This is a genomic window from Bacillus sp. ISL-57 (genome assembly GCF_018613135.1).
GTDB classification, from domain to species: domain Bacteria; phylum Bacillota; class Bacilli; order Bacillales; family DSM-1321; genus Peribacillus; species Peribacillus frigoritolerans.
The window spans coordinates 78,515-91,667 of sequence record NZ_JAGGQV010000010.1 but is presented as its reverse complement, the minus strand read 5'-3'; the positions used below and the strand labels follow the sequence as shown (position 1 = coordinate 91,667).

General features: G+C 37.4%; 11 protein-coding genes. 1 reads left to right on the top strand and 10 read right to left on the bottom strand.

Annotation, left to right across the window (positions count from 1 at the left end; translation table 11 throughout):
* Window positions 1-24: 24 nt before the first annotated feature.
* The 8 genes from J7I90_RS15490 to J7I90_RS15455 form a co-directional block, all read right to left on the bottom strand.
* Window positions 25-1,062 (bottom strand): mannose-1-phosphate guanylyltransferase, encoded by a 1,038-nt coding sequence (locus J7I90_RS15490; RefSeq protein ID WP_214772747.1) that lies wholly within the window; start codon window positions 1,060-1,062, stop codon window positions 25-27.
* Between the two features lie 217 nt (window positions 1,063-1,279).
* Window positions 1,280-2,386: a glycosyltransferase gene (locus J7I90_RS15485; RefSeq protein ID WP_214772746.1), complete on the bottom strand. Its 1,107-nt coding sequence runs from the start codon at window positions 2,384-2,386 to the stop codon at window positions 1,280-1,282.
* Window positions 2,387-2,823: 437 nt separating this feature from the next.
* Complete coding sequence (locus J7I90_RS15480; protein WP_214772745.1) at window positions 2,824-3,282, bottom strand: dTDP-4-dehydrorhamnose 3,5-epimerase family protein; 459 nt, start codon at window positions 3,280-3,282, stop codon at window positions 2,824-2,826.
* Entirely contained in the window at window positions 3,275-4,132 is an 858-nt protein-coding gene (rfbD, locus tag J7I90_RS15475) for a dTDP-4-dehydrorhamnose reductase (RefSeq protein WP_251025305.1), read from the bottom strand. Before rfbD ends, J7I90_RS15480 begins: the two co-directional genes overlap by 8 nt.
* Window positions 4,125-5,084, bottom strand: a complete 960-nt coding sequence (gene rfbB / locus J7I90_RS15470) for a dTDP-glucose 4,6-dehydratase (protein ID WP_214772744.1) — start codon at window positions 5,082-5,084, stop codon at window positions 4,125-4,127. The genes rfbD and rfbB overlap by 8 nt, the downstream gene beginning before the upstream one ends.
* Window positions 5,081-5,821, bottom strand: a complete 741-nt coding sequence (locus J7I90_RS15465; protein ID WP_214772743.1) for a sugar phosphate nucleotidyltransferase — start codon at window positions 5,819-5,821, stop codon at window positions 5,081-5,083. The genes rfbB and J7I90_RS15465 overlap by 4 nt, the downstream gene beginning before the upstream one ends.
* A gap of 215 nt (window positions 5,822-6,036) precedes the next feature.
* Window positions 6,037-6,984 carry a mannose-6-phosphate isomerase, class I gene (manA, locus tag J7I90_RS15460; RefSeq protein ID WP_214772742.1) on the bottom strand — a complete coding sequence of 316 codons (948 nt, stop codon included), beginning with the start codon at window positions 6,982-6,984 and terminating at the stop codon, window positions 6,037-6,039.
* A 622-nt stretch (window positions 6,985-7,606) separates the two neighbouring features.
* A complete protein-coding gene (locus J7I90_RS15455; protein ID WP_214772741.1) occupies window positions 7,607-9,322 on the bottom strand; it encodes an ABC transporter ATP-binding protein in 1,716 nt (571 codons plus the stop codon).
* Between the two features lie 216 nt (window positions 9,323-9,538).
* On the opposite strand from J7I90_RS15455, the gene J7I90_RS15450 reads away from it, so the two are divergent.
* A complete protein-coding gene (locus J7I90_RS15450; RefSeq protein ID WP_214772740.1) occupies window positions 9,539-10,780 on the top strand; it encodes an MFS transporter in 1,242 nt (413 codons plus the stop codon).
* A 152-nt stretch (window positions 10,781-10,932) separates the two neighbouring features.
* Here the strand turns inward: J7I90_RS15450 and J7I90_RS15445 are convergent, their stop codons facing one another.
* Both J7I90_RS15445 and J7I90_RS15440 read right to left on the bottom strand, forming a co-directional pair.
* Complete coding sequence (locus tag J7I90_RS15445) at window positions 10,933-12,195, bottom strand: glycosyl hydrolase family 18 protein (protein ID WP_214772739.1); 1,263 nt, start codon at window positions 12,193-12,195, stop codon at window positions 10,933-10,935.
* Between the two features lie 190 nt (window positions 12,196-12,385).
* Window positions 12,386-13,135, bottom strand: a complete 750-nt coding sequence (locus J7I90_RS15440) for a (S)-benzoin forming benzil reductase (protein ID WP_214772738.1) — start codon at window positions 13,133-13,135, stop codon at window positions 12,386-12,388.
* Window positions 13,136-13,153 lie beyond the last annotated feature (18 nt).

Below are 13,153 nucleotides of genomic sequence, written 5' to 3'. Positions count from 1 at the left end.
TAAATCAATTATTATTGGAGATTCCTATTCATCTTTGGATGGTTTATCCGAGAAGCATTCTTTATTCAATAGCTTTTTTATAGTTTGTTCCTCTGATTTGTGGCAAACCAATATCCCCTCTTCTGTTGAAACTACAATTAAGTCCTTCACTCCAATAAGGAGCGTCTTACGATCAGTGTAGACAATACAATTTTCAGAAGAGGATGTAGTAACTTCACCTTTTTGATAATTATTATTTTTGTCAGCTGTTTCAACACGTTCCAAAGATGTCCATACACCTAAGTCATCCCAGACAAAGTTTACTGGTATGGTATAAAGATTATCTGCTTTTTCTATGATTGCATAATCGACAGACACTTTTGGAATCATTGAATAAGCTGCTTTTATGTCAACTTCTTTATTGTTTATAAGTTCCCACATCTCTGGTTGCAATTTTTTATAATATGCTGAAATTGTCGAAGGTTTCCAAATAAAAATGCCTGTGTTCCAATATACATTTTCTTCAAGCAACAACTTTTCTGCCGTTTTAATGTCTGGTTTTTCAATAAATGCTTCTACCTGATAAACGGAAGAATAAAATTGAGCATTCGGTTTTGTGCGAATATACCCATATCCAGTTTCAGGGTTAATAGGGTTTACACCAAGTGTAACGATTGCATTTTCATTGTCGGCTATCGTTTCTGCTAAATTAATTGCATTTTGAAGGGATTTACTGCCTTGTATATACTGATCAGAAGGAGATATAACCAAAGCCTCATCATCATTTTTTTCCAGAAAGTGCAGAGCAGTCAGTGCAATGCATGGAGCTGTATCCCTTTGATCTGGTTCCAATATAATCATTTCCTTATGAATCTCTGGTAATTGTTCTTTTACAAGATTTAAATATTTCTCAGTTGTTACTACAAACACCTTTTCAGCTGGAAGCCAATCACGAAATCTTTGATAAGTTTGTTGAAGCATTGTTTCATTTGAAATTATTTTTTGAAACTGTTTAGGCTTATCTTTTGTACTTAATGGCCAAAACCGTGTTCCCTGTCCTCCCGCTAAAATGATTGCTTTCATACTTTACTACACACCCTTGTAATAAAATTTAAGTACACCCAGAATAAATACAAAATCTTTCAATTACATAGTATGTGTCATAAAGAACAATAGGAACACCAAAGTTACCCTTATAAGCATAAAAAAGTTGCCTCTACAGTTTTCTTTTTTTACAAAGTAAGTTAGGTTTTTAGTTTTTCTAAGTCTCGCTCAAATTTTAGTATGATACTTTTATTAATCATAATAATCCGATTTGATTTAGACGTATTTTATATATACGTCCTATATTTTTGGGTGAGTATTTAATTAATATTGTTTTTTTAGCCTGTAAACCAATTCGATTAGCGTAATCTGCATCATCCACCATTTTTTTCATTAAAAACGCAGCATGATCAATTTCAGGTTCTGCCCATTTTTGATCTGTTAAATAGGGTCCGTAATTTCCCTCAATATTTTTCAATGTAAAATCAACTAAACTTGAATTGTTTTCATTCATAAAATCAACGTTTCCCGACCAGTTTGTTGCAATCACTGGTTTCCCCAAATACATAGCTTCAGCTAGCGGTAAACCAAATCCTTCTGAACGGTGAAGGGAAATTAAACTGTCTGTGACATTCATTAACCCATTAACCTCTATGCGGCTTAACACTTTATCAATTAAAAATATATTATTTAACCCCATAATTTTTTGTTTTATTAAATTAACTTCGTTTGGAAAATGAGATGCATTATTGATCTTAAGAACTAAACCAACTGTATGATCATTTTGCGGAAAAGCTTTTTTAAATGCCTCTACGACCGCTAAGGGATTTTTTCTGGCTGATGTACTGTGAAGATCGAACATCGTTAAAAACAGAAAGCGATTATTTGGTAAACTAAAATGAGTCCGATTTATTTTTGGGATTTCAACGGAAATTGCATGGGGAATAAAATGAATAGGTTTTGATGTTTTCGAAGAAATTGAATTTAATATAAAACGTGAAGGAACCCAAATTTCATTTATTAAATCGAAGCTCTTTACCCAAGTATCTGGAAATTCAGGCAATTCCCAATGCCAATATCCAATATTGTATCGATTGTTAAACCATTCTCTTTTTAAATTGGTTAAACTAAAGTGATAATACAGTTGGTCTGCATTTATAAAAAAAATATTAGTTTTATAAATAGGCTGTTTTACTTCTTTGTGTTTCCAACTAAGGTCATTTTGTCTTGAAGGACATCTAGGAAAATTAATGATGCAAAACGGAACACCTACAGATTGCAGAGCTTTGGCAGCCGAACGACATGCTTCACCCAAACCTGATTCAGCTCTAGCATATCCAATGAGATTTACTCCATTTTTCATCATTTTCACCTCAATTGCTATTTTGTCTGGGATTATCCCATTTCAATTCAGATCACTACAAGCTATTCGTTTCCTTTCATGAATATTTTTACTTTAATACAAATAGTGGATTTCGTTCACGTTTTATATAATTAAGATTACTTTTGCATCTAAATCAAGTTTTTGAGATGAATCAAGTTTAATGAAGATCTACGTACCAAGGTATATTAATACATGGATTCATTGGAGACATCAATTATTTTAGGGAATAGGATATATATGTATTTATACTTTGGTTATTTCTATATATACTTATTAATTTATTAAAATAAGAATTATTAAAGGCTTCACGGAAATTCAACGAATCTGGAAAAGACAAAGAAAAAAACCAGATTCCATAAATAGCTACAATAGAACCGGCCCCAATTACATTTTAATTTCTCTCTGTAAAGAACTCATTATTTATTTTCTGTCTCCCATGAAAAACCTATTTCCGAATCATCCCAATTAATCCGTTTCTCATCAGGATTTTTCGGGTTATATGACTCAGTTGTGAAGTATAGAATCGTTGCAGGTTTTTGCCCGAGAACCCGATACCCGTGTGCAACGCCTTTTGGTATCAGTAGCATGATTGGATTTTCCTCCCCCATATAATACACATCAGTTTCACCCTTTGTAGAAGAACCTTCCCTCAAATCATAAAGAACGACTTGGGCATTTCCAGAAGGAAAAAACCATAGGTCATCCTGTTTCTCATGATAATGAAAAGCTTTTATGACTCCTGGATAACTCATCGAACAAGAAGCCTGACCAAACCTCGATAACAATTCAGGTTCATCATCACGGACAAGCTCTGCAAAAAAGCCACGGTCATCACAATGTTTTACAAGTTTCTTTACCCTTACACCTTCAATCATGACAGACCTCTTTTCGAATAAATTCCTTTAATGCTTCATTCCATGGACGGGGAATTTGAACATTTTCTCGAAGCAATGCTTTATTTTCTAAAACTGAAAAATGAGGTCTTGGGGCTAAAGCACCAAATTCTTCAGTCGTTATGGTTTTTACCAAATATGGATCGAATCCAGCTTCCTCAAAAATAGCCTTTGCAAATATATACCAAGAGCATGAACCCTCATTACATACATGATAAATGCCACTTTTCTTATTCAATAAATGACTTATTGTTTCAGCAAGATCATTAACATAGGTGGGGGAACCCACTTGATCATTTACAACTCTTATTTCCTTATTTTTTTTCGCCAGTTCTAACATGGTCTTCACAAAATTCTTTCCTTCATGACCATATAACCAGGAAGTGCGGATCACTATACCATTATTTATTGAAAGTACGAATTGTTCCCCAATCCACTTGCTTATACCGTAAATTGATTGTGGGTTTGGAACATCTTCTTCCAAATAAGGAGATTGCTTATTTCCATCAAACACATAATCAGAACTAATATAAAATACCCGAGCGCCAACCATATTTGCAGCATTCGAAATATAGCCCGTACCAAGGCTATTTACCTCAAAAGCCTTTCTACGGTCCGTTTCACATTGATCCACGGCAGTAAATGCGGCAGCATGAATAATGATTTGTGGCTCAAGGTGGGTGATTTTTTTATATACTTCCTCTTTTTCTGATATGTCTAAATCATTTTTACTTAAACTTACCACATTATGAAATGGACCTAACCTTCTTTCTAGTTCTTTTCCTAACTGGCCATTGGCACCCGTAATGACAATATCCAAATTCTCACCCATTCTTTTGTTCGTTTTGGCGATACCATTCGATCGTCTTTTGAATCCCTTCATGAAAAGAAATAGTTGGTCTCCAACCTAGTTCCCTCGAGATTTTCGAGGAATCCATGGAGTATCGACGATCATGCCCTTTTCGGTCCGCTACATGCTTGATTAGTGTTTCCTCTTTTCTTAACTTCTTTAAAATATAGTCGATTATTTCTCGATTTGTTTTTTCTTCAGAACCTCCAATATTATAGACCTCTCCGGCCACTCCCTTTTCAAGAACAGCATGGATCGCCCGGCAATGATCCTCAACATATATCCAGTCACGAATGTTTAATCCGTCGCCATATAAAGGGATTTCCATATTATTCAAGGCTCTCGTAATGACTTTAGGAATGAATTTTTCTGTATGTTGCATGGGACCATAGTTATTGCTGCACCGGGTAACCGTTAACGGCAGCTGATAGGTTTGGAAGTAAGATCTTACCAATAAATCCGCACTGGCTTTACTTGCTGAATATGGATTGTTCGGAGAAAGAGAAGTTGTTTCAGTGAATGGAGAATCATACGGCTCTAAAGAACCATATACTTCATCGGTTGAGATTTGAATCATTTTATGAGCTTTTCCAGATATAACTGCTTGTAATAGGTTATATGTCCCTATAATATTAGTGTGAATAAATGGAAATGCATCCTCGATACTACGGTCTACATGGGATTCTGCAGCGAAATTAATGATGGCAAAGTAATCTTGATCAAATACCTTGGATAATTCTGTTTTTTCACCAATATCCGCTTTAATTCTACGACAGCGATTCGATTTCTCAAATGATTGGATATTCTCAAGATTACCGGCATAGGTTAAAGAGTCCACGTTGGTTATATAGTATTTAGTATTTTCAAGTAAATAGGATATAAAATTAGATCCAATAAAACCGGCTCCACCTGTTATGAGGAGGTGTCGTTTCACTTCGCATCCTCCTTCTTTATTTTTTCGTATACATATTGATTGGCTTGATAAAGCGAATCATGTGTACCTGCATCAACCCACCATCCTTGCAAAATATCATATTGCAGTTGATCATCTTGAATATATAGATTAATCACATCGGTTATTTCCAACTCATTTCGATGTGAAGGATGAATCGTTTCAATATATTCAAAAACCTTTTGATCAAACATATAGATTCCAGTCACACAATACGAAGACGGAGGATTGCTCGGTTTTTCAATGATGGATTTTATTTTTTGGTTGGTTATGTCTAAATGAGGTACACCATATCGAGTAAGATCTTCCGCTTCTTTTAGAAGTAACCTTGCACCCTTTTTCTGTTTTTGAAATGACTGAACAAATGGGGATAATGAATCTTCAAAAATATTATCTCCTAGTAATACGACAAACTTTTCATTTTTTATATAATCATTAGCTGATATTAATGCATCCGCTATTCCTCCACCTACGTTACCCTGTATTTTAAATTGAATGTTTACATGGAGATCTTCCCCGAGTCCCAATAATTCGATAAAGGAACTAAGATGGTTTTTATTTGTTACAATTAAAATTTCATTTATTCCGGCTTCTTTCAACTTTAAAATTGACCAAAAAATCATCGGATAAGGACCTACTGGCAAAAGATGCTTATTCAGAAACTTAGTCAATGGCTCTAGACGGGACCCTGTACCACCAGCAAGTATTACTCCCTTCATTCTTTACCACCTTTTTATTGAATTAGCATCAGATGTTTTACACGAATAAAAGAGTTCCTTTCAAATCATGTTTTATTACCTATATGGCTGACATACTCACTTGACATAATATTTGAATAAAAATTTGTTTGCTTTCTTAAGTTATTATTGATATTTGGGTATTATTATTATATTTTACTTTTCATACCTCTTTCATTATAATTCCGACTACAACCTTATGGGTGTGAAACGATTAGCTCTAAATTACCCTTAATTTCAAAATCCCCTAAATCGAACGGCAGAATAAAGTGGTCTCCTTTTTTGAATAAAGATGTTCCTTCTGCTGTTTTAATTTGACCAGTTCCTTCGATTACACTTGCTAATTGAAACTTTTCGTTTTGTGTATTAGAATAAACACCATTCACTTCCCATTTATATACAGAGAAATACTCTGAATCTACAAATCTTGTAATGGTTGCCTCTTCTTTTTTTATCACTATACAACCTGATTCTTTTAGTTCATGAGGAATTATCGTTACATCAATCGCTTTATCCAAATGTAATTCTCTAAGGTTACCATTACTGTCGACACGGTCATAATCATAGACACGGTAAGTGGAGTCAGAGCTTTGTTGTGTTTCCAAAACAAGGATTCCTTTACCAAGAGAATGTATCGTACCAGCTGGTACATAGAAAAAGTCACCCGGTTTAATTTTTACTCTTTTAAGCAATCGATCCCATTGCTTATTTTCAATCATGTTTATTAATTCATCCTTTGTATTTGCATTATGCCCAAGTACAATCTCTGAATCTTCTTCACAATGGATTATATACCAGCACTCTGTTTTACCCTGCATTCCGTTTTCCTTGTTATTAGAATTTTCATCGTTAGGATGGACTTGTATAGATAAATCATTATTCGCATCTAGAATTTTTGTTAAAAGTGGAAAATCCCCCTGTTTCATCCCACCAAAAATCCCAGGGTGTTTTCGCCAAAGTTCTCCTAGGGAAAGGCCTTTAAATTGACCTGCACTTACAATACTTTGCCCATTTGGATGGGCAGAAATTGCCCAGCATTCACCTGTGTTTTGTGAAGGAATGTTATAATGGAATTTGTCTCGTAACGCAGTGCCTCCCCATATTTTTTCTTTGAAAACCGGTTGTAAAAATATTGGGTGCTTCAACCTTCTTCAAACCCTCTCCATATTTTTTAAAAATATTACCCATTACTAAAACATCTTTAATTATTTTATGGATAACTTGAAGAATCGGTTCCGTTGCATTTTCGGAATAGGGCATGAGTTTACTTATCCTAAATCAAGAATCTGCTATTTCAAGTGAAGTTAATGAACCAAAAAAAGACCTGGATCAACTCCAAGTCCTCCCATTTGCTACATTATTATATTTTCCATAACTTTTATTACCCGTGATTCGGTTGTTAGTACACTGCATACCTACTTCCACTGACATTCAGTTCGGTATGGCCCAATCAATAAGCGGTGCAAAATCCAGTTGCAAGACTGCCTAGACCAACTCTCAAATTAAGTGCCTACTGCCCCGACTCGTCAATATGAAGACTTATGTGTTTAATGATAGTTAAAGACTGGCGCAAGCAGATACAGGTTTTGGAGTCTATCCGCATACCGCACCCTCAAATGAAAACAATTTAAGAATCAAGTTATATGTTAACAAAAAGGGCACTTCCATTCTTTTAAAATGGAAATATTTAACTCAATAAGAAATAACTCCACCAAATAAAAAAAGCTACATATCCTCAATGAAAGGGCATGTAGCTTTTGATCACCATCATTTTTGAAATTGTAATTGATGCAGATTGGCAAAAATGCCCCCCTGCTTAAGTAAGTCATCGTGACCACCTTCTTCAGCAATTCCTTCTTCCGTAACAACCACGATCTTGTCGGCGTTTCGAATGGTTGCCAATCGGTGTGCGATGATTAACGTCGTTCTGTTTTCAGCTAGTTCCGTAAGGGCCTGTTGAATGATTCTTTCCGTCTCCGTATCGAGTGCAGAGGTTGCCTCATCGAGAATTAATATTGGCGGATTCTTTAAAAACATTCTCGCTATTGCAATTCGTTGTTTTTGTCCTCCGGATAATTTCAAGCCTCGTTCACCTATTTGAGTTTCATAGCCTTCTGGAAGTCCTTCAATGAAAGTCTCCAAATGGGCTTTCCTGGCGGCTTCTTGAATTTGTTCATCCGATGCTCCAAGCATTCCATACGCAATGTTCTCTTTTACTGTTCCTGTGAAAAGGAATACATCTTGCTGGACTATGCCAATTTGTGAGCGCAATGACTTTTTCGTCATTTCACGAATATCAATTCCGTCAATGGATATTGAACCGGCCTTAACATCATAAAAACGTGGGATCAATGAACATATGGTCGTTTTCCCAGCTCCTGAAGGCCCGACAAAAGCGATGGTTTCACCAGCTTTAATTGTTAGATCAATTCCTTTTAAAACTGGCTTTTTGTCTTCATAGTTAAAAGAAACATCTTTAAAGGAAATATCCCCCAAAAGGGTGGTCACCTCAATTGCATCCTTTTTATCCACTACATCAGGCGCGACATCCAGTAGTTCCGTGAAACGTTTAAAACCGGCCATCCCTTTTGGATATAGTTCCATCAACGCACTGATTTTGTCGATCGGCTTAAATAATACGTTAACATATAAGACGAATGCAACCAGTTCCCCATAAGATAGCTGCCCATGAAAAGTTAGCCAAGCTCCTATCACCAACACGGCAAGGGTCATGAACCTCGTCATCATGTAAATACCTGATAAGCTAAAGGACATTACCTTATATCCTAGTAGTTTCGCTTTACGGAATCTGCGATTATTAGTAGCAAATCTTTTCATTTCATATGTTTCATTCGTAAAGGATTGTACAACCCTCACTCCTGAGACGCTATCTTCCACACGGGCATTTACATCCGCAACCTCTGTATACATTTTCTTCCAAGATTTATTCATCTTTAAATTACTTATGACAATCAATAACACGAGGAAAGGTAAAATACAAACCGATACGAGTGCCAGTTTCACATTGATTGTCAACATAATCCAAAATGCACCTATAAAAGTCATGAAGGCAATGAATAAATCTTCGGGACCATGGTGAGCAAGTTCACCAATATCGAACAGATCATTGGTTATGCGGCTCATGATATGGCCGGTTTTCGTGTTATCAAAAAAACGAAATGATTGTTTCTGCACGTGCTCAAATAATTCCTCACGCATATCAGTCTCGATATTTATACCCAATTTGTGACCCCAGTACCCTACGATGAACTGCAAGAAGGTACTAATGATATAAAGCAGGAACAAACCGGCACTTACCGAAACAATGGCAGACCAATCGTCGCCAGGCAGCAGTGTATCAATAAACCACTGAACTGCTAGCGGAAATGCAAGTTCAAGTACAGCCACGACCACTGCACTGAAGAAATCAATAATGAATAACCGCTTATGCGGCAGGTAATATGAAGCAAAACGTCGAATCATCAAATTTTTCTCCTTTTTTACATATATTAAGGAGTATAATTCCATATTCAATATTGAGCAAGCATTTCAGAACCCCCACGTTCATATTATGGTAAAATCATCTATAAAACAGCCAACCCGGCTCATGCAATCTATTGAATGAAGGAGTGAATCCAGTGTAAAAAAATAAACCATTCTATATATCCATGAACTTTATTTTCGTAAAGGATGGTATTCATGAAAAACACATCGTTTCGATGCCTTTGGATTGGTCAGGCATTTGCAAATCTAGGGGATATTTTTTATGTAGTCGGGTTGATTTCACTATTATATAACTTGACGGGATCTGCCCTCTATTTGAGTTTGCTCCCGTTCATTACAACGATTTTTCGGTTCATCAGCAGTTTACTTGCCCCCCTTGTCATCGACAGGTTTCCTTTAAAAAGAATCATCGTGCAATCTCAATGGTGGAAAACGGTCTTACTCGTTTGCCTAGGAATCTTTATAATAAGCTTCAATCATGGTTTTTCTGTTGCCGTCATTTTCTTCATTGCCTTGATTTCATTATTGGACGGAGTCGCTGCCCCGGTTAGCGCAGCTTTGGTTCCTCAATTAGTTCCAAAAGAAGAGCGGATGAAAGCGAATGGTTTCTTGAATGTGATCACCCAGACCATCTTTGTAGCAGGATGGCCTCTAGGTTCCGTCTTATTGATAAGTACCAACAGCAGTTTCATCATTTGGCTTACGGTCATGCTTTATGCCGTTTCAACAATCTATACAGGCAGAATCAAAGACCCAGAACAAACGACGGCCCCTGTTGCTCCGTCAAACTGGGGTTCGATTAAATCCGGATGGGTTGCGATTCGTCAAATCCCAACTATACGTACCCTCATTTCCATTGATTTCATAACCACTTTAGCTTCAAGCGTGTGGGTGGCTGCCGTTCTATATATATACGTAGAACAGAACCTGCAACTTGGTGAGGAATGGTGGGGGTACATTAACACAAGCTACTTTGTCGGCATGATTTTAAGTGGATTGATCGTCATCCGTTTTGCCAAGTTACTAGAAAAACATATTGGATTCTTCATCACTCTCGGGCTATTTCTCAGTTCACTGCTGATCCTGCTTTTTGGAACTACCAGTATTCCTACTTTAGCTTTGCTGCTGGCATGCCTGTACGGTCTCCCAGAACAAATCCGGGAAGTGATCTATACAAAGCTATTCCAAGATCATGCTACGGAAAAGACTCTTGCAAAAATTTATGCCGTTTGGGGAGCAGTCATCAATCTTACATTTGCCGGCTCTGTCTTACTATTAGGCTTTATAACGGAAACATACAGTGTCAAAACAACGTTCCAATTTTCCTCCACCCTGATATTTCTTGCCTTTCTTTATGCAATTTTTAAAAGGAACGACTTACAAGGGAAGCAATGTGATCAATCACTGTCAAATCAGTCATCCAATCTTCCTGGATGATGCATGTCTTTCGATTCACTACCAAAAGGAGCCTTGGTTTTCCATGGCTCCTTTTTTATCGTTTCAATGCCCGTCGAACAATATTGCCTCTGTTAAAAGTTGTACAACCAAACGAAAGAAGTAAATATATGAACCGCCTGCACCCATTCATTCTATTTGATAATCCAGATATTATTATCTATAAACTCCCAATTCTGCGGGAATTCCAAACCAATCTGCCAATAAGTTGCACCTATCAGTTCATATGCATCAATCATTTCATATTTTGCACTTATCGATCGAATATCTTCAAACCAAACGACATGATTCGAATTCTCTCTTCGATAGGAATAGGAAGGTGAAGCCGCTGAGGTGTCAAAAGTTATTTCAGCACCAGTTGCAATGGCAAGATTTTGGGCATTTTGAGCTGATAAAGCTTTCGTCTCGTGGCTTGGTACAATCCAATCGTATCCATACATAGGAAATGCCGACTGCAGTTTATACTCTGGGATATTCAACAAAGCATAACGTAGAACCTCTCCCATCCACCAGAGTGGGGAAATGGGTTCAGGCGGTCCAGTTGGATACCCATAGTCAATGGTCATTACTGCAACAAGGTCTGCCGCCTCTCCGATCCCCCGATAATCATGCCCGCCTACAATTCGATTATCAGGATTATCCGCTGTTTTTGCATGAACGTTCACATGCAGGATCAGTTCGTTCAATCCCTCCTTTAATTCTTTTAAAAAAAGCACATAATCGGAACGCCTGGCAGGTGGGATGAATTCGATGTCCATGCTGACACCCCCATAGCCTTTCTCCCTAACGAAAGTCAGCATACTATTGATTAAATTAGCTCTGTATACTGAACTGGCAAGGACATCACCAGCCAAATCAGCATCGAAATCACCATCTTGAAAGTTTCTGATCATCAGTAGCGGCGTCACCCCTGTCTGTTCGCATTTCGCGATAAGCGGGAGATCATCTCCATCAACGTACGCATTTCCTTCCCTTGTAAACGAATAAGCGACAATGGCTAAATAGGATAATTTATCACCATTCTGCTCAAGTGTTTCAAATACGACTCCACCTGTGGTCGGGAAGGCAAAACCCAGCGTAATCAATTGATTTTTGTAAGGAGACGGTATCAAAATTTCCGTACCGACTTTTAGCGAGTTTTCAGAGATTCCAGGGTTTTCCTCCTTGATTGCCGCTGCACTCGTACCAAAACGACTGCCGATTTTAGTAAGGGTATCCTGACTTTTAATTAGATACCTTCGATTCACCGCTTTTTCATTAGGTATATACAACGCCAGACCAGGAACCAAAGTTGTTGATTCCAATCCGTTGACTTCAATTATCCTCGATGGGGCAACTTTGTTTTTCGAGGCAATTTCCCAAAGGGTGTCACCTTTTTTCACAATAATGATCGTCATTCAAAACCCTCCAAACTCCCTAAAAAAAGTTTATGTTATTCAGGTAATTGGATAGAACGAATTATCACATTTCCTAATGATGATTCGTTTTTTTAATGGAATAAAGGATCAAAAAAAAGAGGCTGTCCAAAGGGACACCCCCTACGCTATAAGCCATCAATTGATTTTTCGCTTCATATTCTCCTATACATCAAAGTAAATTCTTAATGTCGTAGAACTTCCCATTTTCCAAGTCTTCTGCTTCAAGCAGCTGCAAAAGTTTATCTGCCACAAATTCGGGGCTTCTTAATATGCCCTTCTCTTTATATTCATGAAATTTGTCTCGATCAGCAAAGTCCCGTTCGTCTGCTGATCGGATTGTCCCTTGCATCTCCGTATCCATTACACCTGGTGAAAAAGAAATGAGAGACGTAGGATAAGACGTTTTATCCTGTTCCAACCCTGCAACCCGTGTAAACATTTCCAGCCCCGCCTTAGTACTGCAATAGGCTGCCCAGCCATGATAAAGATTTTTTGCTGCTCCTGAAGATATGTTGACCATTACCTTCTTTCTGTTCCAGTCCTTTGTCTGTTTAACGAATTCATCAGCCAATACGATGGGTGCCATGAAATTCACCCTCATGCTCGTTTCCAAATTTTTTATACCAAGGTTTCCTACTGGCTTTATCGGTTCAATGACACCTGCATTGTTAATGAAATAAATGTCACTTGTATCATCGACGGCAGCAAGAATATCATTGACTAAGGAAGGTAACTTTTCTGTTTCATTCAAGTCCAGCGAAATAAATGTAAGTTTCGTCCCGGAACGGTCAGCCATCCGCTGCATTTCAGGATGGGCGGTGCGGGAAACTAAAATGCAATGATCACTCGCCTGTAAACATCCTTTGGCGATGGCAGCACCTAGACCTTTTGAAGCTCCTGTGATTATAAACGTTTTCACGGCTTTTCCCCCTTTTCT

Excerpts from the sequence above, each read along its gene's own strand:
- J7I90_RS15490 (WP_214772747.1), bottom strand. The coding sequence starts at position 1,062 with ATGAAAGCAATCATTTTAGCGGGAGGACAGGGAACACGGTTTTGGCCA.
- J7I90_RS15485 (WP_214772746.1), bottom strand. The coding sequence starts at position 2,386 with ATGAAAAATGGAGTAAATCTCATTGGATATGCTAGAGCTGAATCAGGT.
- J7I90_RS15480 (WP_214772745.1), bottom strand. The coding sequence starts at position 3,282 with ATGATTGAAGGTGTAAGGGTAAAGAAACTTGTAAAACATTGTGATGAC.
- rfbD (WP_251025305.1), bottom strand. The coding sequence starts at position 4,132 with ATGGGTGAGAATTTGGATATTGTCATTACGGGTGCCAATGGCCAGTTA.
- J7I90_RS15465 (WP_214772743.1), bottom strand. The coding sequence starts at position 5,821 with ATGAAGGGAGTAATACTTGCTGGTGGTACAGGGTCCCGTCTAGAGCCA.
- J7I90_RS15455 (WP_214772741.1), bottom strand. The coding sequence starts at position 9,322 with ATGATTCGACGTTTTGCTTCATATTACCTGCCGCATAAGCGGTTATTC.
- J7I90_RS15450 (WP_214772740.1), top strand. The coding sequence starts at position 9,539 with ATGAAAAACACATCGTTTCGATGCCTTTGGATTGGTCAGGCATTTGCA.
- J7I90_RS15445 (WP_214772739.1), bottom strand. The coding sequence starts at position 12,195 with ATGACGATCATTATTGTGAAAAAAGGTGACACCCTTTGGGAAATTGCC.